27 protein-coding genes are annotated in these 25,934 nt (G+C 63.9%); 12 read left to right on the top strand and 15 right to left on the bottom strand.

Features of this window, described 5'->3' with window-relative positions:
• The first annotated feature begins 13 nt into the window (after positions 1-13).
• Positions 14-1,219, top strand: coding sequence for a hypothetical protein (locus RF638_RS14180; RefSeq protein ID WP_368842287.1), 1,206 nt, complete (start codon positions 14-16; stop codon positions 1,217-1,219).
• A gap of 25 nt (positions 1,220-1,244) precedes the next feature.
• On the opposite strand, the gene RF638_RS14175 is transcribed toward RF638_RS14180, so the two are convergent.
• Together RF638_RS14175 and RF638_RS14170 are read right to left on the bottom strand one after the other, a co-directional pair.
• Positions 1,245-1,949 (bottom strand): hypothetical protein, encoded by a 705-nt coding sequence (locus RF638_RS14175; protein ID WP_129702023.1) that lies wholly within the window; start codon positions 1,947-1,949, stop codon positions 1,245-1,247.
• Between the two features lie 202 nt (positions 1,950-2,151).
• Positions 2,152-2,751, bottom strand: a complete 600-nt coding sequence (locus tag RF638_RS14170; RefSeq protein WP_129702021.1) for a TetR/AcrR family transcriptional regulator — start codon at positions 2,749-2,751, stop codon at positions 2,152-2,154.
• Between the two features lie 73 nt (positions 2,752-2,824).
• On the opposite strand from RF638_RS14170, the gene RF638_RS14165 reads away from it, so the two are divergent.
• Positions 2,825-3,592, top strand: a complete 768-nt coding sequence (locus RF638_RS14165) for a GAP family protein (RefSeq protein WP_368842286.1) — start codon at positions 2,825-2,827, stop codon at positions 3,590-3,592.
• Between the two features lie 82 nt (positions 3,593-3,674).
• Here RF638_RS14165 and RF638_RS14160 read toward each other — a convergent pair whose 3' ends face one another.
• Positions 3,675-4,067: an RNA-binding S4 domain-containing protein gene (locus RF638_RS14160; protein ID WP_368630684.1), complete on the bottom strand. Its 393-nt coding sequence runs from the start codon at positions 4,065-4,067 to the stop codon at positions 3,675-3,677.
• Between the two features lie 183 nt (positions 4,068-4,250).
• Here RF638_RS14160 and RF638_RS14155 point away from each other — a divergent pair, with 183 nt between their 5' ends.
• Entirely contained in the window at positions 4,251-5,669 is a 1,419-nt protein-coding gene (locus RF638_RS14155) for a gamma-aminobutyraldehyde dehydrogenase (protein WP_368630683.1), read from the top strand.
• A gap of 32 nt (positions 5,670-5,701) precedes the next feature.
• The gene (locus tag RF638_RS14150) at positions 5,702-6,496 is read left to right on the top strand and encodes a nuclear transport factor 2 family protein (RefSeq protein WP_368842285.1); all 795 of its coding nucleotides are present in this window, start codon (positions 5,702-5,704) and stop codon (positions 6,494-6,496) included.
• 136 nt (positions 6,497-6,632) lie between these two features.
• Here RF638_RS14150 and RF638_RS14145 read toward each other — a convergent pair whose 3' ends face one another.
• On the bottom strand, positions 6,633-8,090 hold the full coding sequence (locus RF638_RS14145) for a hypothetical protein (protein WP_238663262.1): 1,458 nt from the start codon (positions 8,088-8,090) through the stop codon (positions 6,633-6,635).
• A gap of 245 nt (positions 8,091-8,335) precedes the next feature.
• Here RF638_RS14145 and RF638_RS14140 point away from each other — a divergent pair, with 245 nt between their 5' ends.
• Positions 8,336-9,214: an NAD(P)-dependent oxidoreductase gene (locus RF638_RS14140; RefSeq protein ID WP_368842284.1), complete on the top strand. Its 879-nt coding sequence runs from the start codon at positions 8,336-8,338 to the stop codon at positions 9,212-9,214.
• Positions 9,215-9,451: 237 nt separating this feature from the next.
• Here RF638_RS14140 and RF638_RS14135 read toward each other — a convergent pair whose 3' ends face one another.
• The 4 genes from RF638_RS14135 to RF638_RS14120 form a co-directional block, all read right to left on the bottom strand.
• Complete coding sequence (locus RF638_RS14135; protein WP_259917040.1) at positions 9,452-9,913, bottom strand: MaoC family dehydratase; 462 nt, start codon at positions 9,911-9,913, stop codon at positions 9,452-9,454.
• 62 nt (positions 9,914-9,975) lie between these two features.
• The gene (locus RF638_RS14130; protein WP_368842283.1) at positions 9,976-11,145 is read right to left on the bottom strand and encodes an acyl-CoA dehydrogenase family protein; all 1,170 of its coding nucleotides are present in this window, start codon (positions 11,143-11,145) and stop codon (positions 9,976-9,978) included.
• Positions 11,142-12,125, bottom strand: a complete 984-nt coding sequence (locus RF638_RS14125) for an amidohydrolase family protein (protein WP_129702009.1) — start codon at positions 12,123-12,125, stop codon at positions 11,142-11,144. The genes RF638_RS14130 and RF638_RS14125 overlap by 4 nt, the downstream gene beginning before the upstream one ends.
• Before the next feature lie 38 nt (positions 12,126-12,163).
• Positions 12,164-13,099 carry an SDR family NAD(P)-dependent oxidoreductase gene (locus RF638_RS14120; RefSeq protein ID WP_129702007.1) on the bottom strand — a complete coding sequence of 312 codons (936 nt, stop codon included), beginning with the start codon at positions 13,097-13,099 and terminating at the stop codon, positions 12,164-12,166.
• Between the two features lie 120 nt (positions 13,100-13,219).
• On the opposite strand from RF638_RS14120, the gene RF638_RS14115 reads away from it, so the two are divergent.
• Positions 13,220-13,654 (top strand): MarR family winged helix-turn-helix transcriptional regulator, encoded by a 435-nt coding sequence (locus RF638_RS14115; RefSeq protein ID WP_238663261.1) that lies wholly within the window; start codon positions 13,220-13,222, stop codon positions 13,652-13,654.
• Positions 13,655-13,660: 6 nt separating this feature from the next.
• Here the strand turns inward: RF638_RS14115 and RF638_RS14110 are convergent, their stop codons facing one another.
• Positions 13,661-14,668 (bottom strand): hypothetical protein, encoded by a 1,008-nt coding sequence (locus RF638_RS14110; RefSeq protein WP_368842282.1) that lies wholly within the window; start codon positions 14,666-14,668, stop codon positions 13,661-13,663.
• A gap of 141 nt (positions 14,669-14,809) precedes the next feature.
• On the opposite strand from RF638_RS14110, the gene RF638_RS14105 reads away from it, so the two are divergent.
• Together RF638_RS14105 and RF638_RS14100 are read left to right on the top strand one after the other, a co-directional pair.
• Positions 14,810-15,766, top strand: a complete 957-nt coding sequence (locus RF638_RS14105) for a hypothetical protein (RefSeq protein WP_259917049.1) — start codon at positions 14,810-14,812, stop codon at positions 15,764-15,766.
• Positions 15,767-15,906: 140 nt separating this feature from the next.
• A complete protein-coding gene (locus RF638_RS14100; protein ID WP_129701999.1) occupies positions 15,907-16,098 on the top strand; it encodes a CsbD family protein in 192 nt (63 codons plus the stop codon).
• A gap of 72 nt (positions 16,099-16,170) precedes the next feature.
• Here RF638_RS14100 and RF638_RS14095 read toward each other — a convergent pair whose 3' ends face one another.
• Entirely contained in the window at positions 16,171-17,382 is a 1,212-nt protein-coding gene (locus RF638_RS14095; protein WP_368842281.1) for a cytochrome P450, read from the bottom strand.
• A gap of 152 nt (positions 17,383-17,534) precedes the next feature.
• On the opposite strand from RF638_RS14095, the gene RF638_RS14090 reads away from it, so the two are divergent.
• Positions 17,535-17,855: a putative quinol monooxygenase gene (locus RF638_RS14090; protein WP_259917054.1), complete on the top strand. Its 321-nt coding sequence runs from the start codon at positions 17,535-17,537 to the stop codon at positions 17,853-17,855.
• The gene (locus RF638_RS14085; RefSeq protein WP_259917056.1) at positions 17,852-18,751 is read left to right on the top strand and encodes an N-acetylglucosamine kinase; all 900 of its coding nucleotides are present in this window, start codon (positions 17,852-17,854) and stop codon (positions 18,749-18,751) included. The genes RF638_RS14090 and RF638_RS14085 overlap by 4 nt, the downstream gene beginning before the upstream one ends.
• 4 nt (positions 18,752-18,755) lie before the next feature.
• Here RF638_RS14085 and RF638_RS14080 read toward each other — a convergent pair whose 3' ends face one another.
• From RF638_RS14080 to RF638_RS14060, 5 genes are all read right to left on the bottom strand, one after another.
• Entirely contained in the window at positions 18,756-19,631 is an 876-nt protein-coding gene (locus RF638_RS14080; RefSeq protein WP_259917058.1) for a 3-hydroxyacyl-CoA dehydrogenase family protein, read from the bottom strand.
• A gap of 100 nt (positions 19,632-19,731) precedes the next feature.
• Positions 19,732-20,910 carry an acyl-CoA dehydrogenase family protein gene (locus RF638_RS14075; RefSeq protein ID WP_368842280.1) on the bottom strand — a complete coding sequence of 393 codons (1,179 nt, stop codon included), beginning with the start codon at positions 20,908-20,910 and terminating at the stop codon, positions 19,732-19,734.
• Positions 20,911-21,058: 148 nt separating this feature from the next.
• Positions 21,059-22,189: a CoA transferase gene (locus RF638_RS14070; protein ID WP_344225527.1), complete on the bottom strand. Its 1,131-nt coding sequence runs from the start codon at positions 22,187-22,189 to the stop codon at positions 21,059-21,061.
• 119 nt (positions 22,190-22,308) lie between these two features.
• Positions 22,309-23,610 carry an ArgE/DapE family deacylase gene (locus RF638_RS14065; protein WP_368842279.1) on the bottom strand — a complete coding sequence of 434 codons (1,302 nt, stop codon included), beginning with the start codon at positions 23,608-23,610 and terminating at the stop codon, positions 22,309-22,311.
• Between the two features lie 100 nt (positions 23,611-23,710).
• Entirely contained in the window at positions 23,711-24,940 is a 1,230-nt protein-coding gene (locus tag RF638_RS14060; RefSeq protein ID WP_368842278.1) for a M20 family metallo-hydrolase, read from the bottom strand.
• 334 nt (positions 24,941-25,274) lie between these two features.
• On the opposite strand from RF638_RS14060, the gene RF638_RS14055 reads away from it, so the two are divergent.
• Positions 25,275-25,637 carry a helix-turn-helix domain-containing protein gene (locus RF638_RS14055; RefSeq protein WP_129701987.1) on the top strand — a complete coding sequence of 121 codons (363 nt, stop codon included), beginning with the start codon at positions 25,275-25,277 and terminating at the stop codon, positions 25,635-25,637.
• Entirely contained in the window at positions 25,634-25,843 is a 210-nt protein-coding gene (locus RF638_RS14050; RefSeq protein ID WP_368842277.1) for a hypothetical protein, read from the top strand. The genes RF638_RS14055 and RF638_RS14050 overlap by 4 nt, the downstream gene beginning before the upstream one ends.
• The last annotated feature ends 91 nt before the right edge of the window (positions 25,844-25,934 follow it).

Genomic DNA, 25,934 nt, shown 5'->3' with positions numbered 1-25,934 from the left:
ATCAGGAGTTCTCATGCGCACACGCGAACAACGCTGGGCAGCCCGCTCGGCGCGCGGCTGGCCCCGGTTACGCGTGTTCGCCATCATCAACGGCATCACGGGTGTCCTGATCGGCAGCCTGATCCTGTGGTTCACCCACGGGGTGCTGCAGTTCGAGAACTTCCCCGCCGCGGAGGTCCCCTGGGTCTGGCGCGTTCTGGCCCTGGCCATCGCCGTCATGCTCCCCGGGATCCTGCTGTCCATGGGCGTGTACCTCGTGATCGCGGGTGCCTCCGCGCGAAACAGGGCGGCATTGGCTGCGGGACGAGCGCGCGACGTCGTCCTCAATGCCTCCCAGCCGGACGAGCCCCCGGTGGTCGCCCACAAACTGGCCGAAACCACCCCGCCCGGCGTGAAAATCCGCGCCCACGCGCTGCACGGTTCGGACGCACCCAGCCGCTACACCCGCACCCTGCTGGGCGCGCTGCCGGTGCACACACCCATGGCGCTCGCGCCGGTGGGCCTGGGCCTGATCCTGCTCGTGGCCGCCACCATCTACTACGCAACCGGTTACGGGGCACCCGCCACGGTCATCCTGTTGGGCGTGGCCTACCTTGGCTGGAAACTCTGGCGCGGTTTCAGCAGCTATCAGTCCTTTTCGGAGGCCGACTGGGCCCCCACCCGCGTCGAGGACGCAGACACCGGCCCCATCCCCGCGGTCACCGTGGTGCACGAGAGCGAAACCACCCAGCCGATCCCCCGGCAACGCGCCACGTACGACGACGCCCCGCCCACCTACACGACGCATCGCGCCGATGACGATCACGTCGGCTACGAGAACACGGATGAGCTACCGGTCATCGAACGGATCCGGGACAACTACTCGGACCCCAAGAAGATGAGCGCCTCTCAGCGCCGATTGGCCGAACGGGCCGAGCGGGAGCGCATGGTCATGGAACGGCGAAACCGCAACCGCCGGTCCCCGGATGATCAGCCGCCGCACACCATCACTTCCATGGAGCGTCACCCGGACAGCGACGATCAGGGCGGCGCAGCCGAGCAGGAACAACAGCGGCAACAACAACGCCGCTACGAGCAGCACCTGGACGAGCACCAGCGCATGCGACAGGACCGGCTGCGCAACGCGAGTGCTAAGAAACCGGAGGAAGCGCCGTCGTTGTTGGGCTATGCGATGACGCGCTGGAAGAGCAAGCGGAACGGGTCCGCGAACGACCGCTGACCGGCGAGTTGAATCAGCGAAAGGCTCAGTCCGTGATGGGCTCCGGATTGGTCGGGTTGGTCACCTGGCCGCGGAGGTACACGCGCTGGATGTCGGCCAGCGGAGCGACGGCCATGAGCGCTGCGCCCACCATCTCCAGGCCTTCTTCCAGGTGATAGGTCACGCGGTAGAGGAACCAGTGGGCCTCAACGCGGATCAGATAATCGGCAATGAACTCGAAGCCCACGGCCGCGCCCAGGAACACCACGAATCCGCTCACCAGAAGGCGGCCGGGCGTCTTGTGCAGGCGGCGCGAGGCGAAGAACGCCAACAGGATGACTCCCGCGGCGATGGGCGCGCCCAGGATCACCCACGTGAAGGTGAAGCCGGTGTCCGGGGCAAACCTCTCCACGACGAGACCAAGCTTTTCGTGGAGCATGGTGGCGTCGTCCAGGGACATCAACAGCGCGATGACCGCAATGAGCCGCCAGGACAGCCGGGCGCTGCGGCTCGGGGTGTTGGCGGCGACCAGGAACATGAGGGTGGCAGCCACGATGAGCAGGAGCACGTTCCACCACATGGGCAGGTTCACCTCTGAGGTGACCTCGAGGTAGTGGTAGATACCCAGGTTGGGAGCCCACCACACCGCGAACAGGCTGAGCAGCGTGATGATCAGAGACACGATCACTGCGGCCACTAAAGCGCCCAACCAGAACGGTCGCTTGCGGCGAAGGGTGGTGGATCGGCTCATACGTGCCCCCGGATCGTCATGAAGTTTTCACTGGAAAGCAACCCACAGTCTACCGGCGCGTACGATGCCGGGGCGGGGCATGACGTTCCCCACACACGTGTTACTTTCGTTTTGAATTGACTTCTTCATGATGAATCGCATCAATGAGATACAGATGTGGAATTGGTGAGAGTCTCTTAATCTCACCGCCGCACCACACTCCTCAGTTGCGACCTGCGGCGATGCCCCGAATTTCATCCTCTAGGATTTCGGCGGCGCGCTCCAAATCCTCCGATTCGGCTCGATGCATCAGGTGCAGGGCCAGCCCGTCGGTGAGAGCGTGAAGCCGCCGCCCGCTTCGTGTTGCGGCCTCGCTGGGAGCGTCGGGGTCCTCCCCACGCAGGGCGGCGGCCAACCAAATACACGCAGCGGCAATTTGAGCGTGGGCGGAATCTCGGAGGACTTTGAGCTCCGGCACCGCGGTCGCTTCTGCAATCAGCGCGATATTGACGTCCATTTCGGCCCGGGTCTGCTCGGTGAAGGGGACCAGGTTTTTGACCACGGCCAGGACATGGTCTTCGGTACTGCCCTCACGAGGAAGATTCGTAATGCGTTCGTAGGCGCGCTCCATCATGAGTTCCGCGGAATACACGAGGAGCTCGGTGCGCGTGGGGAATACGTGCCGCAGAGACCCCACAGCCAGGCCCGCTTCTTCAGCAACTGTTCGCACGGAGACCGCAGAAACACCCGATCGGAGAATCACACGCCACGCGGCCTCGGCAAGTTCGGCTTTGCGTGCTTCGCGGTCAATTCTGGAAGGCATGGTCCTAAATTAGCACGACTGTGCTAGATTGATTTGGCACAACTGTGCTAATTCAATCGGAGGGGCTTACAGCATGGAGACCATTGGAATCCTCGCGGCTCTTGCGCTGGTCGATTCCACCAGCTTCGGGACTCTGCTCATCCCTATCTGGCTGCTCATGGCACCCGGTCGGCTGAAGCTCGGCCGTCTACTCGTGTACTTAGCCACCGTTCTCGCCGCGTATTTCGTGATCGGCGTGCTCATCATGCTGGGCGCCACCGCCTTCATCGACGCCTTTGGCGAGGCACTGGAATCCCGCACCGCGTACATCATCCAATTGGCGCTGGGCATCGGCCTGGTCGTCCTGAGCTACGTCATGGATCCGGGAACCAAGCGGGCCAAACGCCTCGCAGCCGAGCGCGCGGCCGCCGGCAACGCGGCGTCGGCGCCCGGGGGCCGCGTCTCGCGCTGGCGGGCCCGAATCTTGGGTGCCGACGGCGCTCCCATCGGCACTCGCGCCGGCGTCGGTTCCCTGGCTGCGCTCATGGGACTTGCCCTGGTGGGCGTCTCATTCGAGGTGGCCACGATGGTTCCGTACCTGGCGGGCATCGGCATCATTTCGTCGACCAGCCCCAGCCTGACGATTTCGCTGCTCATGCTCGGGGGATACTGCCTAGTGATGATTGCCCCCACATTGATTCTGACCATCGGGCGTTTGGTCGCGCGCAACGCACTGGAGCGCCCGCTGTCCGCGCTGGAACGATGGTTCACCAAGCATGCGCAGTCCGGCTCGGCCTGGTTCATCGGCATTGTGGGAGTGCTACTGGCACTCAACGCTTTCGGAATGTTGCGGTCAATGTAGCGGGGGTTGGGCTGGGCGCATCCACAGTGACGAGCCGTCGGGTGCGTCACGTGCTCGCGTGCACTTCGCAGAACCCGATGGACTAGCGCGACCCATCCAAGCCCCGCAGCCGCTCCATCTCACGGCGGTCCTTCTTGGTGGGCCTACCCGCACCGCGGTCTCGACGACCCACGGGAACACTGAGTTCAGCGGGCCGCGGCGGCGAATGATCGATGTAGCACTGAGCAGCAACCGGCGCGCCCACGCGCTTGACGATCAACTTGGTGACCTGGAATTCCTGCTGCCACCCGGGGCGCCGCACGGTGACTCGATCCCCCACGTGAACGGGCTGGGCGGCCTTGACCGGCGCCGCATTAAGCCGTACGTGACCGGCCCGGCACGCAGTGGTCGCGGCGGAGCGGGTCTTGAACAGACGGACCGACCACAGCCACACATCCAGGCGCACACTGGTCGGTTCATTGGCATTCGCGGGCATGGTCCAACGCTACTCGGGGCGCTCCGAGGCGGAAAATTCGGGGCCTCGCGGGCCGGCCTCGAGCGACCTTTCCGAAAACTCTTAACGCACTAAACTTAATAGTGTTCGGGGTCACAGTGACGTGCTTCGGGCGCTGCGCCCGCGACGGACGCGGGCGCTGGTGTGAACAGGAGATGGTTACTCATGCTCAAGAACTTCATCAACAATTCCTACACCGAATCCTCATCCTCCGACTCGTTCGACCTGGTCAACCCGGCCACCGGGGAGGTCATCGACCAGTCCCCCAACTCCAATGAAGCTGACGTGGACGCCGCCTACGCCGCGGCAGCCGCGGCCGCCAAGGTGTGGGGTCGCATGACCCCGAGTGCACGCCAACTGGCACTGCTCAAGATCGCGGACGCCATCGAGGCCCGGGGAGCCGATCTTGTCGAAGCCCAGTCCCGCAACACCGGCCAGCCCAAGTACTTGATCCAGTCCGAAGAAGTGGACGTTTCCGCAGACCAGATCCGGTTCTTCGCCGGCGCGGCCCGCCTCATGGAGGGCCTGGCGAGTGGCGAATACATGGAGGGCCTCAACTCGGTGATCCGCCGGGAACCGATCGGTGTGGTCGGTCAGGTCACCCCGTGGAACTACCCGCTCATGATGGCCGTGTGGAAGGTGGGACCGGCGTTGGCCGCGGGCAACACCATTGTTCTCAAGCCTTCGGACACCACACCCGAGTCCACGTTGCTGTTCGCGGAGATCGCCAGCGAGTTCCTCCCGGAGGGCACGTTCAACGTGGTCCTGGGCAACGGTCACACCGGTGAACTGGTCGTCTCGAACACGACCCCGGGCCTGGTGTCGATCACCGGTTCCGTGCGTGCGGGACTGTCCGTGGCGGCGTCGGCGGCCAAGAACCTGACCCGCGCGCACCTGGAGTTGGGCGGCAAGGCCCCGTGTGTCGTCTTTGCGGACGCGGATCTGGACGCCGCCGCGACCACCTTGGCAGAGTCCGGGCTGTTCAACGCCGGCCAGGACTGCACCGCGTCCACGCGTGTGCTGGTGGAGGAGAACGCGCGCGACGAGTTCCTCGAGAAGATCACGGAGGCGGCGAAGAACACCGCGTTCGGTACGCCCGAGAAGGAGGACATCCTCTACGGCCCGCTCAACAGCGCCAAGCAGCTGGAGCAGGTATCCGGTTTCATCGAGCGGCTGCCCGAACACGCGACCGTGACGACCGGCGGCAAGCAGGCGGACGGTCCGGGTTTCTTCTTCGAACCGACCATCGTGGCCGACCTGAAGCAGGATGACGAGGCCATTCAGAACGAGATCTTCGGCCCGGTGATCACCGTGCAGACCTTCTCGACCGAGGAAGAGGCCGTGGAGATGGCCAACGGTGTGGAGTACGGATTGGCGTCATCGGTGTGGACCAAGGATCACGGCCGCGCGCTGCGGATGTCCCGCGATCTGGACTACGGCTGTGTGTGGATCAACACGCACATCCCGCTGGTCGCCGAAATGCCGCACGGCGGTTTCAAGCACTCCGGCTACGGCAAGGACCTGTCCAAGTACGCCGTGGAGGAATACACGCGCGTCAAGCACGTGATGAGTTCGCTGGACTGACGGCCCGCCTGAATCGCTGAAAGGAGAGCATCATGACTGACATTCGAGAACTCGTGCTCACCGCTGATCGCGAGTTGTTCACCGAGCACGACCTGAGCACCCTGGACCGCAACTTCTCCGAGGACTATGTGGAGCACTCGCCGCTCGTGGCCAACGGCAAGGACGGGCTGGGCGAGCTGGTCACCGGCGCGGGGGACGCGCTACGGCACGACGTCGCTCGCGTCCTCGTGGACGAAGCGGCCGGGTTGGTCGCCTTGCACGGTGCCTACCCCGGCCTGGATCCGGACACCGTGTACGTGGGGTTCGACATCTACCGCGTGGCCGACGGCAAGATCGTGGAGCACTGGGACGGCTTGGTGGATCAAACGCCGCCCAACGCATCCGGCCACACCCAGTTGGACGGCCCCACCGAGGTGGACGCATCCGCCGATACCGGGGCCAACCGCGCCTTCGTGAAGAAGGCCTGGGCCACGTTCCTGCAGGGCCAGGATTACGACGCCGCCGGCGACTTCACGCGCGCGGACGACCAGTTCACGCAGCACTCCGGGGACATCGCGGACGGCGTGCAGAACATGGTCGATTTCCTGAAACAGCTCAAGACGGATGATTCCACCCTGACCTACGACACGCTGCACCGCACGGTGGCCGACGGGAACTTCGTGCTGACGTTCTCGGAGGGTTCCATCGCCGGCGAGCGCCACTTCTTCTGCGAACTGTGGCGCATCGAGGACGGCAAGTGGGTCGAGCTATGGGACGCCATCGGGCCGGTCCCGCCGGATGAGGAGCTGGCGCATTCGCACGGGGCATTCAGGTCGGTGGCGGACTGAGGCGACCGAACGGCTGGGTCTCGGACCGGAGTGATCTGACCATGCGGCGGCCCCGTGAACGTTGAGAGACGTTCACGGGGCCGCATTATTGTTGAATTTCGGTTATTCGACAGGGCGCTGCCGAGGCACCAGGGGATTAGTGATCGTGGCCCTCGTGGCTTTCGTGGCCTTCGGCACCCGCGGTGGGAGCGGCGTCGTCGTGGGCGTGGTCGTGGCCCTCGTGCGAACCGTGCTCGCCCGCTTCCTCGTCATGAGCCGGCGCCTCTGGCTTGCCCGTCACCACGGCCATCTCCACCGGGGTTTCCGGCAGGTCGATGGACTTGGTCACCTCACCCTTGGACAGGTCCACCACATGGAGTTTCTTGTTCTCCGCGTCGGTCACGTACGCGTTGGCACCGGCCACCTTGATCACGGGGCCGGCGTCTTGCCAGTCCTCCTTTTCCTCCCACGGCTCGATCACGTCGATCTTCTGGGTGACCTTGCCGGTCTCCTCGTCGATCACGTTGAGCTTGCCGTCATAGGTCAGGACCAGACCTTCACCCTCGGGTCCGCGGGCCAGCGAACGGAACCAGTAGGAGGAGTCCAGGTCGACCAGCTGATGCGAATCGTCGCGGGTGTCGAAGAGCGCAACACGGGTGGGGCGCTCCTGCTCCGCGTCCTCATCCACCTTGTAGTCACCCAGCACGATCGGCGATTCTTCCGAACCCGCCAGATTGCCCGAGCGCGCATAAGAGTCCGCCACGGCCACCTTGTGGAAGTCACCATCGCGGTAGATCACGGGCCCGTTCTCGCAGCCCACCACCACGGTGTCGGTGGTCTTACCCGGTTCCGCAGCAGCCTCGCCGTGCACGCCCGGGCAGTCCTTGGTCTCGGCCTTGACCGAGCCATCCTTGTTAAGCACCTGAACGGTATTGCGCTCGTCCTCGGTGCCCTGCGTGGTGAACAGCGTGCCGTCGGCCAGCTCGAGCGCCACACCGTGGTGCGGATTCTCGGTCTTGGTTTCCTTCATCTCCGGCTTGCCCTCCTTGAGCGCCTCGGAGTCGAAGGTCTTGATGGAGCCGTCCCCGTCGCCGAACAGCGTGGTCTTGCCGTTGTGAACCACCACATGCCCGGCGTGCGGGGCATCGAAGGTCACGTCGGTCAGCTTGGGCGCGGATTCGCGGTAGTGATAGTGGTCCCCGTGCTTGTGCGCGTCCAGGCCGCTGTCGTGGGCCCGGAACACGTCGCTGTCGCTGACCATTACGTGCCGTCCGTCGCCAGCGTTGTTGAGTCGCAGGAAACCGTCCTTCTTGGTGTCATCCACCACCTCTCCGGATTCGGTGTCCACGGTGAGCAGCCCGCCGTCATAGGACACCACGGCGCGCGGGGTCAGGCTCGAGACTTCCTTCGCGGCGGCTTCACTCGTGGTTTCGCTGGCGCTCGGGGACGACGACGCCGCTCCCGCCTCACCATTGCCACCCGCCCCACAGGCGGTGAGAGCAAGTGCCCCGATGGCCATCGCGGCCATGGTGATGGGCGCACGACGGCGCGCCTTGGTGGATCCAGACATGGGCGACTGAGCCCCTTCGGGGGCGATGCGTTCGATGTTATGCATGCGAGCACTTTATCTTAAGTGATTATCATTCTCATATAAGCCATCTGGACAACCCTGCATCGCCAGATTCACCGCAGCAGGCTGCTCTTCTCATCATCCGAAAACCTCCAAGTTTGGTTCCGAAAATCTCCAAGTTGAGCTCCGAAAATCTCCAAGTTGGGGCGCCGGCCCTCACGCCCCTGGACGCTGACAGCGGTCTTCAGGGCATGATGGAACCAGCCGTCACCGTCGCGAGGAGCCACAGCATGAGCCCATCACCGCACACCGTGGGAATCATCGGTCTCGGATCCATGGGGAAGCCCATGGCCGGGCACATCATCGACGCCGGTCACGACGTGGTGGTCCTGCATCACAGCCTCCACAAGGCGGAGGGGGCACGCGCGGTAGATTCGCCGCGGCATATGGCGCGCCAGTGCGACGTCGTCATCCTGTTAGTACCCGGCGCCCCGGAGATCGACGGGGTGCTTGATGAACTCGTCGAGGGCGCCCGCGAGCGCGACGCCGACCACGACCGCCTGATCCTGGCGATCAGCTCCACCGTCTCCCCCGTGGACATCACCCGCTGGCACCGCGATACCTCAGGCGTGGAGTTCGTGGACGCGCCCATCAGCGGCGGCGAGGCCGGCGCGATCCGCGGCGACCTGTCCATCATGGTGGGTGGCGACGACGCCGCCGTCGGCCTGGTCTCGGACGTCCTGTCCTCGTGCGGTCGCCCCGTTCATCTGGGGCCGTTGGGATCGGGGCAAGTGGCCAAGGCGTGTAACCAGTTGATCTGCGCGGCCGAGATCGTGGCGATTTCCGAGGCCAGCGTGGTGGCCGAACGCGCCGGGCTGGATCTGGCCAAGCTGCTGGACCTGCTCCAGGGCGGTTATGCGGGATCGGTGATCATGAACGATAAGACGCCCAAGCTCGTGGCCCACGACTACTCGGTGTCCGCGCAGGCGGCCTTCGTTCACAAGGACGTCTCCGCTTACTTGGACGCGGCCCGCGCCACCGGAACCAAGTCGGTGCTGGGCGGGCCCATCGCGAATGCCGCAGAGCAGCTGATCGATGCAGGCCTGGGCGAACAGGACTCCGCAGTGTTCCAGAAGTGGGTTGCGGAGCGCGGTACGCCCAAGGACTGATGGCGCCGCTACGACTTAGCGCTCATTAGGTACCGGGCACACGGGCCGCACGCCACGGGTCACACGCCACCGAGCAGTAGAAACTGTGAGCGCCGCACACACCAGGTTCCGCCGGATCCCTCGAACACACCTCAGGGCCCGTGGGAACCTTCAAACGACGCCGCAAGGGCTCTTACGAGCCTTCACGTGTAGCGGAGGGTTCCAACGGGCCCTGAGGTGCAGAGCCTCAAAGAACATTTACTTGTAGAAGCGGTTCAGGAAGCGCGCCACCACGGCGGGGCGCTCTTCGCCCTCGATCTCGATGGTCGCGTCGGCCACCAGGTGCAGGCCGTTGCCCTTGACCTCGGAGACCTCCACGATGGTCACGGTCATGCGCACGCGGGCGCCGACCTTCACGGGTGAGGTGAAGCGGACCTTGTCCAGGCCGTAGTTGACCTTGGTCTTCACGTCGGACACGTCGAAGAGCTCGCCCCACATAGGGATCAGCAGGGACAGGGTCAGGAAACCGTGAGCGATCGGTGCACCGAACGGTCCAGACGCGGCCTTCTCGGGATCGGTGTGGATCCACTGGTGGTCGTCGGTGGCGTCAGCGAACAGGTTCACCTGATCCTGAGTGATCTCGCGCCACTCGGAAAAGCCCAGGTCCTTGCCCGCGAGGTCGGCAACTTCGTCAAAGGAAACAACGGTCTTGGCGGTCATGAAATTCTCCTTGGGGTAATGAGTAAAGAGAGCGCAACGGCGCGAGCGGCGCAGTCGGAAAATCAGGCGAAAGCTGACTTGCCCGTGATGGAACGGCCGACCACGAGCGCGTTGATCTCGTGGGTGCCTTCGTAGGAATAGACGGCCTCGGCGTCAGCATGGAAGCGGGCGACGTCGGTCGGGAGCGTGATCCCGTTGCCTCCGACCACTTCGCGGGCCAGGGCCACGGTCTCGCGCATGTGCAGCGAGATCCACATCTTGGCGAGCGCCGAATCCTCGTCCCGGTACTCGCCGCGGTCCTGCTTCTCGGCGAGATCGGACACCATCGAGAGGCTCGCCGTGACGTTGCCCAGCATGCGCGCGAGCTTCTCCTGCACGAGCTGGAAGCTGCCCAGCGACTTGCCGAACTGTTCGCGGGAACGCACGTAGCGCAGCGCGGCTTCGTACGCGCCGGCCTGGATGCCGGTGGCGATCCACGCGACGTCCGAGCGCATGACGCGCAGCATGGCCGCGACATCCTTGAACGAGTTGCAGTTCTGCAGTCTCTGCGCCTCGGGAACGCGCACGTTCTCGAGCGAGATGTCCGCGTTCTGCATCATGCGCAGCGCGGTCTTGCCGTAAATCTTCTCGAGCGTCACGCCGGGTGCCTCGCGATCCACGAGGAACGCCTTGACCTGGCCGTCGGCCACGTCGCGGGCGAAGACGGCCAGGTAATCGGCGGTGAACGCGCCACCGATCCAGCGCTTGGCACCGTTGATGATCCATTCGTCACCCTGGCGTTCGGCCGTGGTGGCCAGGCCGCCGGCGATGTCCGAACCGTGGTCCGGTTCGGTCAGGCAGAACACGCCCTTGGTCTCGAAGCTCGTGATCTTGGGGTCCAGGTCGGCAAACTGCTCCGGGGAGGCGCCCACGCGGCACGTGGTGCGGAACAGGCCCGCCTGCGCCGTGTAGAACGTGGCCATGGAGGCGTCCGTGCGAGCCAGTTCTAAGATCCGGAACCCGTGGTACAGCGAGCGCGGCGCGCCGTCGATCTCGTCCGGAGTCATCAGGTTCAGCCCATACAGGGACGGCGCGATCTGGTAGGGGAACTCGCCCTTCTCCCAGTACTCGGCCACCAGCGGCTTGATCTCGCTCTCAAGCACCGTCCGCAAGCGCAAGATGGGCGCGCGCTCGGCTTCGGTCAGCCGGTCGGCAATGCCGTACGGGTCGCAGTCCGGGTACAGCTCGCTCATGCCCGCTCCACCTTCTGGGCTTGGGCCGCCTTCTCGGCGGCGTACTGCTTGGCCGCGACGACGACGCCGCCCTCGCTCGGCTCGTAGGTTCCCTCGAGTTCCCCGAGGCCGAAGAGCCGCAGGGCGTTGCCCTTGAGAATCTTGGGCTTGACCTCGTCCTTGAAGCGCTGCTGCTCAAAAGCACCGAGCCATTTCTGCGGGGTGATCAGCGGGTAGTCGGTGCCGAAGAGCACCTTGTCCTGGAGCATGGAGTTGGAGGCGCGTACCAGGGACTCCGGGAAGTACTTGGGTGACCAGCCGGACAGGTCGATCCACACGTTCGCTTTGTGGGTGGCAATCGAGTTGGCCTCTTCCTGCCACGGCACCGAGGGGTGAGCCATGATGACCTGCAAGTTCGGGAAGTCAGCGGCCACCGAGTCCAGCAACAACGGGTTGGAGTAGCCCAGCTTGATGCCGTAACCACCCGGAAGGCCCGCGCCCATGCCGTTCTGACCGGTGTGGAACAGAGCGGGAACGCCCAGTTCCTGAATGGCCTCGTAGATCGGGTAGTACTTCTCGTTCGATGGGTCGAAGCCCTGCAGCGACGGGTGGAACTTGAAGCCCTTGACCCCGAATTCCTCGACCAGCTGCTTGGCGCGTTCCACGGCCTCGGGAACCTGGAGGGGGTCCACGGAACCGAAAGGAATCAGCACGTCGTTGTTGCGCGCTGCACCTTCCGCGATCTCTTCGATCGAGTTGGGCTCATGACCCAGTGCGGTGGTGGCGTCCACGGTGAACACGACCGCGGCCAGGTTCCACTCGCGGTAGCGCTCGGCAATGGTGTCCAGCGACGGGGAGCGGTCCTCCGCCTTGAAGTACTTGGCGGACGCGTCCGTCAGAGGCTTGGGCAGTGACGCGTGGCCGTGGTCCGAGCACTCGATGTGCACGTGCATGTCAATGCCGTCGCGCTGGGCGAGCTCTGCACCGAATTCATAACGCATGGTGGTTTCCCTTCAGTTCTACCGGTCCGGAACGTGGCTCAGCCCTGCGCGGGCTGGAGTTCCTCGGGCAGCGGGGGCATCTTCTCGCCGCAGGTCTGCAGCTTGCCCTCGAACAAGTTGTGCGCCTGCGCTGCCAGGGCCTCGTAGCTCCAGCCGCCCTCGCGGTACTCGGTGACGATGGGCGTGGGGTGGCTGAACAGCTGGAGGCGATCGCCACCGGCTCCGATGGCCTGGCCGGTGACGTCGGCGGCGTCGTCGGAAGCCAACCAGGTGATCAGGCCGGCCACGTCAGAGGCTGTGCCAAAGCCCAAGTCGTGCCGGAAGAAGGGCGGCATGGCCTCGCCGCGCTCATCGGCCTCGACGGCCTTCTGGAAGAACGGGATGGTCTTGGTCATGGCGGTGGCGGCCACGGGGATCACGGCGTTGGCGGTGACGCCGGCCTTCTTCATCTCGAGGGCGAAGGTGCGGATCATGCCCACAATGCCGGCCTTGGCGGCGGCGTAGTTGGTCTGGCCGAAGTTGCCGTACTGGCCGGTGGGCGAGCCGATCGCGATGATGCGCCCGGCCACGCCGTTCTCCTTGAAGTAGCGGTAGGTCTCGCGCACGCAGGTGAAGGTGCCGCGCAGGTGGACCTTGATGACCAGGTCGAAGTCCTCGTCGGTCATCTTCAGCAGCGACTTGTCGCGCAACACGCCGGCGTTGTTGACCAGGATGTCCAGGCGTCCGAACGCCTCCACGGCGCCGTTGACCAGCGCGGTTGCGGCCTCGGTGTCACCCACGGGGGCGACGACGGCCACGGCCTTGCCGCCCTCGGCCACGATGGATTCCACGGCGGCGTCTGCGGTGTCCTGGTTGACGTCATTGATCACGACGGATGCGCCCTGGCGGGCGAGTTCCTGCGCGTAGGCCAGGCCCAAGCCTTGGCCCGAACCGGTGACGATGGCGACCTTGCCAGCGAGAGGTGTCTGAGTCATGTCTGCTCCCAAGTAAGTGATGCGGTTCACGATGTGCTGAAACCATGGCATCGCATTTCGTTGAGATTGTCAATGATTAAGATTCTCCATTACATGACGTTTTCGGGATACCATGGAGCCATGCCGCACACACTGAGGGAATCCGACCTATCGCAAGAGCCCGTGTTTCTCATGGCGCGCGCCAGTTCGCTGGGCTCCGCCACCGCGAACCGCGCCCTGGCTGACCTGGGACTGAAGGTGCGCCACTACTCAGTGTTGTCCCTGGTGTGCGGCAAGAAGAACCCCACGCAGCGCGAGTTGAGTTACCACTTGGTGCTGGACCCCAGCCAGATCGTCTTGATCGTGGACGCGTTGGAAAAGATGGGTCTGGTGCAGCGTCAGACAGACCCCAACGACCGGCGATCCAAGATCATCGTGCCGACCACCGAAGGCCAGAAGCTCTACAAAAAGGCCAAGGTCGCAGTGGAATCCTCCTCCGACCGGACACTGTCCAACCTCTCCGACGAGGAGCGCACCAACCTGCTGGGGATGCTGCGGAAGATCTCGCTGGACTGAGAATCCTTAGAACCAGCCGTTGCGCGGCTCTAGCGTCCAGTCGCCGTCAGCGTGCACCATGATGACCTGTTCACTGGAGCCCGCCGTGATGTCCAACTCGACGGGGCCGGTTCCGTACTCGAACTGATGCCATGAGCTCAGGTCGTCCGCGTCGTAGACCTCGACTCGCGGCACACCTTCCTCGGATGTGAAGCGGTAATCCTGTTCATCACCCGCCGGAACCGCGAAGACTCCGGGTCCACTGCCGGTCACTTCGGCTCCCCGCTCCACGCGGGGGGCCTCAGAGACCGGGAACCCTTGCACCTTCCACTGGGTATCGCCGTTGCCCTGGGGGTAGATCACGGTGGTCTCGGGCTCATCCGGATCCGCGTCGATGAGCCACATGCCCGTTTGACCATCACTGACGGACCCCATGTGCTCGGTCACGTCCCCACCCTTACTCTCGTGGGCGTTGAGGAAAACCCCGCCACTTTCGCGGTCACTCGTCACGGACCACGTGATCAGGAGCGGCCCGTCATGATCCGGAACCTCGATCGCGATCTCGTCGCTTTCCTCCAGGACCGTCTCCGTGAACTCGCCTTCCTCGCTGAACAAGGGATCCCCGGTCGGCGCTTGCAAACTTCCGCCCTGGGCCACAGGACGCTCGGGCTCCGTGGTCTCCGCGGGACTCGAGGCGCTCGACGCCGCGGCCGACGGCGACGTCGTCGGCTCGCGTTCCTGAGTTGGTTGGGCGACCGCCGTAGTGGGAGGCGGCGCGGGCGGATCTTCTTCACCACCGCCGAATAGTGTGGGAACCGTTCTGGTGATTGCCCAGAGCAGGGCGCCCAGCACGAGCAGGCCGATGAGTGCGGCAATGCCGATCAACAGGATGGCCGTTTTGACCGAGGTTCCTTCTCGAGGCTTGGCCGAACCGTACGCCGGGGCATACTCCTGCGGCCCTTCAGCGCGTGAACCGTCCTCGGAGGGCTCGTGAGGGCCCGATGGGCCCGTTGGGGGTGTGTAGGGCGAGCTCATGAGAACCTCCGGGGGATCGGTACTGTCATGTTGCCATGCCCACTAACCGTTTGCGCATAGGCTGGCAGTACCGCCACTTGGACAGCACGCTGACCATGGGCGTTACCCCGTGACCGACCGACCCCCTGAGGTATTTGCGCCATGCGCCGACTCTCCACCGCCATCGCCACCGCCGCCTGCGCCGCCCTCTTGCTAACAGGGTGTGGTGACGCCGCCACCGAAACCCCCGATCAGGCAGCGGCCACTCAGAGCGGCTCCGGAGCGTCGTCGGCGCCCGAGGCAACGCCGTCGCCCACGGAACCGCCCGAACTGATCGGCGGCGGAACCGAACTCTTCCCGGACCGGCGCTTCGTCGCGCTCTACGGTCATCCGGGCACCCCCGGATTGGGCGTCCTGGGTGAGCAGGGACCGGAAGAATCGGCTCAACGCGCCATCGAGCTGGCCAAGCAATACCAGCCGTACAGCGAGGAAAAAGTGATCCCGTCGTTCGAGATCATCGTGACCTCAGCATCTTCTGATCCCGGTCCTGACGGTAATTACTCCAATGAAGTCCCCGTGGACCACTTCATCCCCTACATCGAGGCCGCTGAGAAGAACGGCGTGTACGTGGTGCTGGACCTGCAGCCAGGTCAGAGTGACTTCTTGAGTCAGGCCAAGCAGTACGAGGAGCTCCTCAAGCGCCCCAACGTTGGTCTGGCCCTGGATCCCGAGTGGCGCTTGGCTCCCGGACAGGTGCACCTGCAGCAGATCGGCTCGGTCTCCGCAGAAGAGATCAACGAGACCACAGAGTGGTTGGCCGAGCTCACTGCCGAGAACAACCTGCCCCAGAAGGCCGTGATCCTGCACCAGTTCTCCATGGCCATGATTCAGAACCGCGAGAACATCAAGACCGACCACCCCGAGCTGGAAATCATTCTCCACGCTGACGGTCACGGCACTCCGGAAATGAAAAAGGAAACCTGGGGCGTACTGCAGCAGGGCCTGCCCGAGGGGATCCACATGGCGTGGAAGAACTTCTACGACGAGGACACCCCCACGTTCACCCCGGAGCAGACGTACAACCTAGAACCCAAGCCGTGGTTTGTGTCTTACCAGTAACCACCCCTGACCTGGGTTGATGGCCCGAACAGACGGGGTGGGCGCACGCTCTGGGCGAAATACCAGGCTCCCCCTCTTCCCCTCCCAGGGAAGTCCGTTTACATTATGGATACCTGTTCGTTCTACGAGAGGAAGTGCCTATGGGAATCGGCGATAAAATCAGTAATGCTGCGGAGAAAGCGTCCGGATCCGCCAAGGAAAAGCTTGGTGATGCCACGGAAAACCGCGATATGCAGGCTGAAGGTGCATCCCAGAAGGCTTCTGGTGGCGCCAAGCAGTCCGTGGAAAACGTCAAAGACGCCGGCAAGAACCTGAAGGACGGACTCAACTAGGTTCCGCACCACGCAATTTTTTGACCGTAAGGCCCTCGCCATTGGCGGGGGCCTTACGCATGGGTGAAACCCCTAACGCAGCACCAAACGCACCGGTACGGTGTGGAACCCTCCGGCGGGGTGCTCGGCACGAACCGACTTGCCCGCGGATTCGATTCGCTCGGTCAGTTCGAAGATCTGCTCCAAAAGCACTTTCAATTCCAGCCGCGCCATGGGAGCCCCGGGGCACACGTGAATACCTGCCCCGTACACGAGGTTCTGTTCAGGGTCTCGATCTAGGCGGAAATCATCAGGATCGCTGAACACAGTGTCATCGCGGTTGGCTGAGCTCCACATCAGGGTGATCTTGGATCCCGCGGGAATCTTCCGACCGGACAGTTCCACATCTTCGGTGGTCACGCGTCGGTTAGTCACGAACGGGTCCTCAATGCGCTGGATCTCATCCGTGGCGGCCACAATCTGCTCCGGGTTCTCCCGTAACTGGCGCTGCACGTCCTGATGCTCGGCCAAGTACCCCAGCACGATCCCCACCGCACCCGCGATGGTGGACAGCTCACCCACCGTCCAATTGCGCACAATGCTTACAATCTCATCCTCGGTGAACTTACGGTCGTACACCGTTTCATGCAGCAGCCGCGAGGTGTTGTCCCGGTCCGCCGGGGAGTCTCGACGATCGTCGAGCAACTGCCGGATGTAACCGTCGAATTCGAGCGCCACCTCGGACGTACGTGAATGATCCCGCGAGGTCGTCGCTTCGTGATTCCTGCGCACCCATCTCTCCAACTCCGGTTCCAGCTCGCGTGGCCAACCCATGAAGGCCGACTGGCAGCGCAGGGCGAACGGGTTGGCCAGTTCTGACATGACTTCTACGGTCACGGATTTTTCGGCGCCCGGCGTCACTGCCTCACCTCGCGCACCCGAGGCGACCGGGGCAGCGTCGTCAGTCAGTTCCTGCAAAAGCTGCGCTGTGAGCGCTTGGAGGGCGGGTTCGAATTCGGCCATTTTCTCCGGCGTGAAATAGCGGTCGACCACCTCGCGAAAGATCGTGTGCTCCGGACGGTCCATGCCGTTGGGAACGGCCACGTGCCGTGAGACCGCGCTGGAAAACGTCTCAGGATCGCAGAGGGCGCGCATGACGTCCTCGTGCCGGAACAGAGACCAGTTCAAGGCGTCAGAATGAGCTACGGGACATTTCCCTCGCATGCGGTCGTACGCCGTAGTTTGATTCGCGCGCACACTCGGGTCGCTCGGGTCCCAGTCCTGTGCCTGCTGTGTTTCAGCCAACGACGGTCCTCCTCAGAGTCGCAGTGTCCACACTCATTATTAGCCTGCAAGATGCATATTTTTAGGGGCCTGAACAGTCTCGTTGTTCACATTTTCATCAGCCGTCACCCATATGCTGAACATGGAAAACCGCATCCAAGGAGGCAACCCCCATGATCTTTATCGTTGTGAAATTCGATGTGAAGCCCGAGCACGCGGACAACTGGCCCCAGCTGGTCGACGAGTTCACGCAGGCTACCCGCGCCGAGGCCGGCAACAAGTGGTTCGACTGGTCCCGCAGCGTGGATAATCCCAACGAGTACGTGCTCGTGGAGGCCTTCAACGATGACGCCGCTGAGGCGCACGTGAAGTCCGATCACTTCACCAAGATGACCGAGGAATTCCCGCAGTACCTCAGCTCCACTCCCCGCATCATTTCCCGTCAGATCGACGGCGACGGCTGGGATGAAATGGGCGAGCTGAAGGTTCAGTGACCCACACCGGCGATCTGATCGGCCTGGACATCGGCGGCAGCACCACACGCGGGGTGTTGTTCCGCGATGGCCAGGCCGTTCGCCACGCCAAGGGGCCCAGCGCAAACGTTCAGAACGTCTCCGCCGATGCCGCCGCGGCCGCGTTGCGAGACGTGTTCGGCGAGCTGGGGGCCGGGTCTTCCGCCCCAGTGGTTGCCGGCGCCGGTGGCGTGGACACCCCCGCCGACGCCGTTCGGCTCGAACACCTCATTCGCTCCGTTTCCGGGGCCTCACCTGAAGTACCAGTCACGGCGGTGCACGACACCCGTTTAATTCTTGCCGCGGGCGGTCACACCACCGGAGTCGCGGTCATTGCAGGAACCGGTTCCGTGGCCTGGGGCATCGATTCCACCGGCCGCGAGCGCCGCTCCGGCGGCTGGGGATACTTGCTCGGTGATGAGGGCAGCGGTTACTGGCTGGGCCGTGAAGCGGTCCGCACCGTTCTACGCGCCGACCAGCGCGACCCTGATGCTGCTCCCACGGCGTTTGCTCGGGCAATCCTGGAGCAGTCTCAGGTTAGTTCCGCTGTTGAGCTCATTGCAGCGTTCCACGACCGACCGGACCGCTCGTTCTGGGCAGGGTTGTCACGCACAGTGGTGAAGTTCGCCGCGCACGGTGACGCCGTGGCACAGGAGTTGGTGCAACGCGCGGCTTCCGAACTGCGCTCCCTCACCACCGCCGTTGCCCAGCAGCTCACCGGGCCCCTCCCCGTGGTGCTAGGAGGTGGGCTGGCACCAACGATTGTTGGCGAAACCCTCCGAGGGCTACTTGCTGAATCCGGCCTCACGGACGTGACTGCCCTGGACCAGGAACCGGTGCTGGGCGCGCCGGTCCTGGCCCGAGCGATATGGGGTTGAGGGGCTACTTCTTGTACTCGTAGAACCCTTCACCGGACTTGCGGCCGAACTTGCCCTCGGCCACGAGCTTGGAGATGGACTCGTTGGGCTTGTCCTCTTCCGCGCCGGTCTCCTCGTAGGTGGCCTTGGCGATGAAGTCGATAACGTCCAGGCCCACCATGTCCATGAGCTCGAACGGGCCCATCGGGTGGCCCAGGCCGTTGCGGATGGCGGCGTCGATGTCTTCCTTGGAGGCGTACCCGTTCTCGTAGAGGAACAAAGACTCCTCGTTGATCGCGCCCATCACGCGGTTGGCGATGAACCCGGGGATCTCACGGTTGATGAGCACCGGTTCCTTGCCGAAGCGGCGAGCCAGTTCCATGGTGACGTCCACGGTGTTGTCGCTGGTGGACTCGTGGCGGACCACTTCCACGCACTTCATGACCAGGGCAGGGTTGAAGAAGTGCATGTTGCAGACCTGCTCCACACGCCCGCTGGCCTCGGCCACCTTGGACGAACCGAGGGTCGAGGAGTTGGTGGCCAGAATCGCGTGCGACGGCGCGAGGGAACCCAGGGATTCGAAGATCCCCCTCTTGATGTCCAGACGCTCGGTGGCGGCTTCGATCACGAAGTCTGCATTGGCTGCCGCGCGCTCGAGGTCCGTTTCCCACGCCAAGTTACCCAGAGCGGCGTCGGCGGCAGATTGCTCAAGCTTGCCCTTGGCCACGCGGGATTCGGCCCAGCCGCTCATTTCGGCGGATGCGGCGTCAAGCATGTCCTGGCTGATGTCCTGCACTGTGGTCTGGTACCCGGCGAGCGCGGCGGTCATCGCGATCTGGCGACCCATGGCGCCGGCGCCGATCACGGTGATGTTCTTGATGCTGTCGATGGTGGTGCTCATGCGGAAGTCTCCCTCGAACTCGGATTCGGATTCGAACTCAGTCCTGAAATGGGGGCGCCCGCGACGAAAACCGCCGCGAGCGCCAGGTAGAACGTGTCGATCAGCGGAAGGCCGCTTCACCGGTGAGGTACTGGCCGAGGATGAGGGTGTGGACCTCGTCGGTGCCCTCGTAGGTGCGCACGGACTCCAAGTTGTTGGCGTGACGCAGCGGCGAGTAGTCCAGCGTGATGCCGTTGCCGCCCAAGATGGTGCGAGCCTCGCGGGCGATCGCGATGGCCTCGCGGCAGTTGTTGAGCTTGCCCACCGAGATCTGGTGATTCTGCAGTGTGCCGGCGTCCTTCATGCGGCCGATCTGCAGTGCGAGCAGGAAGCCCTTGTTGATCTCCAGCGCCATGTCCACGAGCTTCTGCTGGGTCATCTGGTAGCCGGCCAGGGGCTTGTCGAACTGCATGCGCTGCTTGGAGTAGTCCAGGGCAGCCTCGAACGAATCGCGAGCCGCGCCCATGGCGCCCCAGATGATGCCGTAGCGGGCTTCATTGAGGCACGAGAAGGGACCGCGCAGGCCCTTGGCCTCGGGGAGCATCGCACTGGCGGGCAGCCGAACGTCCATCAGTTCGATCTCACACTGGATGGACGCACGCATCGACAACTTGGGCTCGATGGGTGTGGCCTTGTAACCGGCGGTGTCGGTGGGCACCACGAAGCCACGGATCCCGTCATCGGTCTGCGCCCAGATCACGGCCACCTTGGCCACGTTGGCCAGGCCGATCCACCGCTTGGTGCCGTTGAGCACCCAGTCGTCACCGTCGCGCTTGGCGTTGGTGGTCATCGAGGACGGGTCCGAACCCGCGGTCGGCTCGGTCAGGCCGAAGCAACCAATTGCTTCACCGGCGGCCATCTGCGGCAGCCACTCCTGCTTCTGCTCCTCAGAGCCCCACTTGTGAATGGCGCTCATGGCCAGCGAGCCCTGCACGGACACGAACGTGCGCAGGCCCGAATCTCCGGCCTCCAGCTCAGCACCGGCCAGACCGTACTCCACAGCCGAACGACCCGCGCAGCCGTAACCCTTGAGGTGCATGCCCAGCAGACCCAGCTTGGCCATCTCCGGCACGATCTCCAGCGGGAACTCGGCAGCCTCGAACCACTTGGCGATATTCGGCTTGATCTGCGCATTCACAAACTCGCGCACGTTTCCGCGCAGCTCGAGTTCCTCGGGGGTGAGCAGGGAATCGAAACTGATCAGATCCGAAGGATCCGCGGACAGCTCTGGGGTGGTCATGGTGCTCCTTTGCATCATTGCTCGTGCTGGTAGTGCCAGGGCCCGGGACAGACTGCCACCGCGCCCATTGTGTATTTGTGACTCACGTTACGGGGACGACGCCGCTCGCGAAACCTCGCCGCGCCAGCCCCCTTTTTATTTCACTCGCCTAAGAAGTTCCCTTGAGCCATTCGATCACCGACTCGGTGTGTTCCCCGAGCTGCGGCGGGGCCGTGGTGGGTGATTCAAGCGGCGGGTTCCAGGTCACGGGGTGCCGGAATTGCCGGCCCACGGTCTGCCCGGAGGCGTCCTGGACATCAACGGTGGGTTCAAGCCCGAGGTCTTCGGCCAGTGCGACCCCATCATCGATGCCGCCCACCTTGCCCGCTGGCAGCCCCTCGCCCGTGAGCACGTCCTCCCAGTGCTGGGCGGTATCACCCGAGAGGGCTTCTTCGAGCAGAGGAACCAGGATTTCGCGGTGGGCCACTCGGGCGGAATTGGTGGCGAATCGCTCGTCCTTAGCGAGGTCTGGCACGCCAAGAGCTCCGGCCATGCGGGCGAATTGACCATCATTGCCAATGGTCACCGCAAGAGGGCCGTCCGAGCACTGCAGCAACTGGTAGGGGACGATCGAGGGGTGATCGTTGCCCATGCGTGACGGGACTTTGCCCGCCCCCAGGTAGGCCTGCCCCTGGTTGACCAGCGCACCCTGCAAGCTGGAGAGCAAGTTGATCTCCAGGTGGGATCCGCGACCGTTGTTCCGCCGGCGAGCTTCCAACGCGGACAGCACTCCGATGGTCGTGTCCTTGGCACACAGCACGTCCACCAACGCCACGCCGGCTTTATACGGCGAGCCATCCGCTGGGCCGGTGATACTCATGAGCCCGCCCACGGCCTGCACCAGGAAGTCATAACCAGCCAGATTCCGTCCGCCGGCGGAGCCGAAACCGGAAATGGAGGCGTAGATCAGTCCCGGATTCTCATCCCGCAGGTCCTCGTAACCCAACCCCAGCTTGGCCAGCCCACCGGGTTTGAAGTTCTCGACCAACACATCGGCCTTGAGAGCCAGCTTCTTGGCGAGCGCCAGATCCTCCGGATCCGTGAGGTCCAGGGCTACGGACTCCTTGTTGCGGTTGGCGGACTCGAAGTATGTGGCTCCGGTGTCGGACCACGGCGGCCCCCAGCTGCGGGTGTCGTCGCCGGCACCGGGGCGTTCCACCTTGATGACTCGCGCGCCCAGATCCGCCAGCGTCATGGTGGCCAGCGGGCCCGCGAGTACTCGCGAGAAGTCTGCGACCAGAACGCCGTCGAGCGGGAGGGTTGTGCCGGTCGGGTTCTCGCCCTGGGCGTCGGCTGTCGTGCCGGACTGCTCCGGAGAAGCCTGTCCGAGATCAGTACGCGATGGATCTGGCTGCGCGGTCACTTCTGACCTGCCTCACGCACGCCGCACCAGCGGGCGATGTAGAGCGCGTAGATCTCGGTGCAGCGCTTCACGGATTCCAGGTTCACGCGTTCGTCCTTGCCGTGCAGGGTTTCCGCGAGGGGTCCGTAGACCATGGATGGGATGCCTTGGAACGTGCCGTAGACCCGGGAGTCCACGTACGCCGGCGACGGGTAGTACTCCAGCGGCGCACCGGTCACGGACGCATGAAGCTCCGACAGCAACCCTTCTGCCTCCGTGCCCGGTTCCAGGACGTACTGGTCGGAGAAGAAGCCGGACTTACTCACCGACACCTTGCCCTGGGACACCACGGGGTTCACGCGGCCGGCGCGTTCAACGCACTCCTCGAGCTCCTGCCACGCCGCGGCAGAGCCCAGCGACGGCGGAACCGACACCCGCACCGTGAACGTGCAGCGGTCGGGCACCGAAGACGGCCACTCGCCCGCCTGCAGCACGCCGACGTTGAGATTGATGGGGTGCTCCAGGTCCCCGAAGTTCGGATCCCCCACCGTGATCTGGTTCCACCTGTCCTCGAGCTCCCGCAGGTCACCGATCAGGGAGTACGCGGCATCCAGCGCATTGAATCCCTTGGCCATCTCGTGCGCGTGAGCGGCGGTTCCGGTGACGTCAACGTCGAACCAGATCACACCCAGATTGGCGCGCACCAAGGTCTCGGCAATGGGCTCAGAAATCAGCACAGCATCTGCGGTGTAGCCACGCTGCATGGCAGCTACGGTCCCGTTGCCAGTGCATTCTTCTTCCGGTACGGACTGCAGGTGCACGCGGCCGGTGGGTTCCAGTCCGGCAGCCTGCAGCGCCTTGAACGCGAATAGGTTGGCCACCAACCCGGCCTTCATATCGCCGGCACCGCGGCCGTACATCCAGCCGTCCTCGATCCGGCCGTCCCACGGGCTGGTGGTCCACGTGTCCTCGCGACCCTCGGGTACAACGTCACCGTGACCGTTGAGGATCAGGCTGCGAGCGCCGTTGGCGGGGGCGGAAGGTTCGTACGTGCCCACGACCACCGGAGTGTTCGAGTAGTCCACGGTGACCGCACCGGCGGCGGGGTGGGTCGCGAGTTCGGCGGCGTCCAGCGTCCACTGGTCGACGCTCAGGCCCGCGTCCTGGAAGGCCGCCGCCATCATGTCCTGAGCCGCGCGCTCCTCGGTGCGCCGCGAGGGCTCGGACACCAACCGCTGCAGGAACTCGACCTGCTGATCGAACGCTTCCGCGACCGCCTCACGGATTGCGGTTTCCTGAGCTTGCGTGGGTTGGGACACTGCGCCTCCTCATTGAGTTGTGTTTCACCACACACTCTATGACTCAGCGCGGACAGGCATAAACCGCTTTACCAACCCACGGCAAGCTCGTGCGCAGCACTCAAGCCAGCTCGCCCTTCGCCACCCGCGTCATCACGCCGATCAGCATGTCCAGCCCGGAGAGCATGTCCTGGTCAGAGGTGAATTCGTACTCGTTGTGCGTGATGCCCTTGTGGGACGGCACGAACAGCATGACCGCGGGCATCACGTCCTTGACGTTGGTGGAATCATGGCCGGCCAGCGTCATGATCCGCGTGTACGGCAGACCCAGTTCCTGCACAACCTGCTCGGCGAGCTCCACACCCTCCGGCGCGTAGTTCTTCACGTCCCAGGCGTTACGGCTCAGAGTTTCGATCTCCACATTCGCCTCCGACGCCGCTTTGGTGACCTCCTGCGCGAAGGCCGCGTCTGCGGCGTCGAGCCGGGCGGCATCCGGGCTGCGCAGGTCGATCAACAAGCGCGCCTCCCGAGCGACCGCGACGGGAGAATTGGGCAGGATCAGCAGCTCACCGCATGAGGTGATCACGTCGTGCTCCAGCGCGATCCGGCGCGCCGCAGCAATGAGCAGCGAGGCACCCAACAGCGCGTCCTTGCGATCCTCAATCAGCGTGGCACCGGTGTGGGACTGCTCGCCGGTCACCCGGAATTCGTACTTGCGCGCACCCCACGTGGCCTCCACCAGGCCAATGGTCTGGCCGTTCTCCTCCATCGACTTGCCCTGCTCGATGTGGATCTCCACGTATGCCGCGGCCTCGGGAATGCTCTCGGTTCCGCGCTGACCGAGTGCGTCGAGGGCGTCGCGCACGGTCATGCCGTCCACGTCCTCGATGTCCAGAGCCGTCTCGAGATCGAGCTTGCCCGTGTACACCAGACTGCCCATCATGGACGGCTTGAACCGGCAACCCTCCTCGTTGAACCAGTTCACGACGCACAGGTTGTACTTGAGCTCCAGCTCCCCCGCCGACGCCGCTCGGTACAGTTCCGCACACACTGTCGCCCCCGCGAGCACGCCGTATGCGCCGTCGAACCGGCCGGCCCTGGGCTGGGAATCGAGATGCGATCCGACCAGCACGTAGGGCGCACCGGGGTGGAGTTCGAACGTGCCGAACTGGTTACCGATCTCGTCGTAGTGCACCGTGGCACCGCGCGCGGCCAACCAGCCGGCGAACCACTGCCGGTTGAGACCGTCCGCTGCGGTGGCGGCCTGACGCTCAACCCCACCCGAGTCCAACCCGCCGTTGCGGGACATGAGCTGAAAATCGTGCAGGAATGCTTGATGCAGTGCGGACATGACCTCTCCAGGGATAGGAACCAGTTGCGGTCATCGTACGCAGGAGTGGTTCGAATGCAGTAAGGGCACAAAAAGGGTAGTACTGGCTAGAAAAGTGCGTACTACCGCGCACGGGAAGTGCGGGATAGCGTCGTCCTATGAACTCGGCAACTGCTGAAAGGTTCCTACCGCAGTAACTCCTTCTCCTTCCCCATGCCCGAACCCCTCGCCGTGTGGGATTGGTCAGGACGGAAACTCGGGTGCCACTGCCGAGAGGAAGCAATAAAAAATTTCCCGAAGGAGTGCACGAGAGATGCCCAGGACTCGACTCTTTGATGATCTTCCCGGATGTGCAATGGAGGCCAGCGTTGCCATCATCGGTGGCAAGTGGAAAGGGGTCATCCTCTTTTACCTCATCGAAGGCACTATGCGTTTCAACCAACTAGCCAGGAAGATCCGCGGCATCACTCCGAGGTTACTCACGAAACAGTTGCGTGAACTCGAGGAAGACGGTCTGGTCACCCGAACGGTCTATCCAGTGGTCCCACCAAAGGTCGAGTACTCCCTCACTGAAGAAGCCCAAAGTCTGGTACCGCTACTGCTGGATCTCAATGAATGGGGCGAACAATGGCTGGCTAAGCGAGGGATCAGGCCTCACAATTCCACCCCAAATTCGGCCACAGATGCCGAGTCGAAAGATGAAACGGAGATGTCATGAGCAAAGTAGTTCGCTTTCACTGCACCGGCGGACCGGAAGTTCTGCAATTGGAAGAAGTCACGGCCCGCGAACCCCAATCAGGTGAAGTCAGGATCCGCACCCGCGCCCTAGGTCTTAATCGGGCCGAAGTCATGTTCCGCAATGGCGCTTATGTGGTTGATCCGGTCTTTCCCTCGAGTTTGGGATATGAGGCCCTTCACAAATGAGCATGGGTAGGTGTCTTTCTCCACGGCCGGTGTCCGCCGGCGGCGAGCAGGGCGCGTAGACGGTAGTTCTCGAAGTTCCGGAACCCGCGGG

The sequence above is a fragment of the Kocuria sp. CPCC 205235 genome (assembly GCF_040980905.1).
GTDB classification, from domain to species: Bacteria; Actinomycetota; Actinomycetes; order Actinomycetales; family Micrococcaceae; genus Kocuria; species Kocuria carniphila.
Note: the sequence above shows the minus strand (reverse complement) of the source record. Positions and strands in the feature narration are given on the sequence as shown.

Coding starts and splice junctions, on each gene's coding strand:
- RF638_RS14180 (WP_368842287.1), top strand. CDS start 14: ATGCGCACACGCGAACAACGCTGGGCAGCCCGCTCGGCGCGCGGCTGG.
- RF638_RS14175 (WP_129702023.1), bottom strand. CDS start 1,949: ATGAGCCGATCCACCACCCTTCGCCGCAAGCGACCGTTCTGGTTGGGC.
- RF638_RS14170 (WP_129702021.1), bottom strand. CDS start 2,751: ATGCCTTCCAGAATTGACCGCGAAGCACGCAAAGCCGAACTTGCCGAG.
- RF638_RS14165 (WP_368842286.1), top strand. CDS start 2,825: ATGGAGACCATTGGAATCCTCGCGGCTCTTGCGCTGGTCGATTCCACC.
- RF638_RS14160 (WP_368630684.1), bottom strand. CDS start 4,067: ATGCCCGCGAATGCCAATGAACCGACCAGTGTGCGCCTGGATGTGTGG.
- RF638_RS14155 (WP_368630683.1), top strand. CDS start 4,251: ATGCTCAAGAACTTCATCAACAATTCCTACACCGAATCCTCATCCTCC.
- RF638_RS14150 (WP_368842285.1), top strand. CDS start 5,702: ATGACTGACATTCGAGAACTCGTGCTCACCGCTGATCGCGAGTTGTTC.
- RF638_RS14145 (WP_238663262.1), bottom strand. CDS start 8,090: ATGCATAACATCGAACGCATCGCCCCCGAAGGGGCTCAGTCGCCCATG.
- RF638_RS14140 (WP_368842284.1), top strand. CDS start 8,336: ATGAGCCCATCACCGCACACCGTGGGAATCATCGGTCTCGGATCCATG.
- RF638_RS14135 (WP_259917040.1), bottom strand. CDS start 9,913: ATGACCGCCAAGACCGTTGTTTCCTTTGACGAAGTTGCCGACCTCGCG.
- RF638_RS14130 (WP_368842283.1), bottom strand. CDS start 11,145: ATGAGCGAGCTGTACCCGGACTGCGACCCGTACGGCATTGCCGACCGG.
- RF638_RS14125 (WP_129702009.1), bottom strand. CDS start 12,125: ATGCGTTATGAATTCGGTGCAGAGCTCGCCCAGCGCGACGGCATTGAC.
- RF638_RS14120 (WP_129702007.1), bottom strand. CDS start 13,099: ATGACTCAGACACCTCTCGCTGGCAAGGTCGCCATCGTCACCGGTTCG.
- RF638_RS14115 (WP_238663261.1), top strand. CDS start 13,220: ATGCCGCACACACTGAGGGAATCCGACCTATCGCAAGAGCCCGTGTTT.
- RF638_RS14110 (WP_368842282.1), bottom strand. CDS start 14,668: ATGAGCTCGCCCTACACACCCCCAACGGGCCCATCGGGCCCTCACGAG.
- RF638_RS14105 (WP_259917049.1), top strand. CDS start 14,810: ATGCGCCGACTCTCCACCGCCATCGCCACCGCCGCCTGCGCCGCCCTC.
- RF638_RS14100 (WP_129701999.1), top strand. CDS start 15,907: ATGGGAATCGGCGATAAAATCAGTAATGCTGCGGAGAAAGCGTCCGGA.
- RF638_RS14090 (WP_259917054.1), top strand. CDS start 17,535: ATGATCTTTATCGTTGTGAAATTCGATGTGAAGCCCGAGCACGCGGAC.
- RF638_RS14080 (WP_259917058.1), bottom strand. CDS start 19,631: ATGAGCACCACCATCGACAGCATCAAGAACATCACCGTGATCGGCGCC.
- RF638_RS14075 (WP_368842280.1), bottom strand. CDS start 20,910: ATGACCACCCCAGAGCTGTCCGCGGATCCTTCGGATCTGATCAGTTTC.
- RF638_RS14060 (WP_368842278.1), bottom strand. CDS start 24,940: ATGTCCGCACTGCATCAAGCATTCCTGCACGATTTTCAGCTCATGTCC.
- RF638_RS14055 (WP_129701987.1), top strand. CDS start 25,275: ATGGAGGCCAGCGTTGCCATCATCGGTGGCAAGTGGAAAGGGGTCATC.
- RF638_RS14050 (WP_368842277.1), top strand. CDS start 25,634: ATGAGCAAAGTAGTTCGCTTTCACTGCACCGGCGGACCGGAAGTTCTG.